Raw genomic sequence first — 238 nt, 5'->3', positions numbered from 1 at the left:
TGACTGGGGTGAAGTCGTAACAAGGTAGCCGTATCGGAAGGTGCGGCTGGATCACCTCCTTTCTAGAGTATGGCGCCACGCCAAACGCTCACACTTATCGGCTGTTTTTAAAGAAGAACGTTTTTGGGGCTGTAGCTCAGCTGGTTAGAGCACCGTGTTGATAACGCGGGGGTCGTTGGTTCGAGTCCAACCAGCCCTACCAGTTTTACTGTTTAAACGTAAGTCCTGAGACTTAGGT

At 50.8% G+C, this 238-nt stretch carries 1 tRNA gene and 1 rRNA gene; both read left to right on the top strand.

Annotated elements, in window-relative coordinates:
* Nucleotides 1-62 (top strand): 16S ribosomal RNA (locus AC6H42_RS01325); the annotation flags it as partial.
* A gap of 63 nt (nt 63-125) precedes the next feature.
* Nucleotides 126-202 (top strand) — tRNA-Ile (locus tag AC6H42_RS01320).
* Nucleotides 203-238 lie beyond the last annotated feature (36 nt).

Source organism: Massilia sp. NBRC 108631 (assembly GCF_059704565.1).
This window is presented reverse-complemented; position numbering and strand designations above follow the sequence as displayed.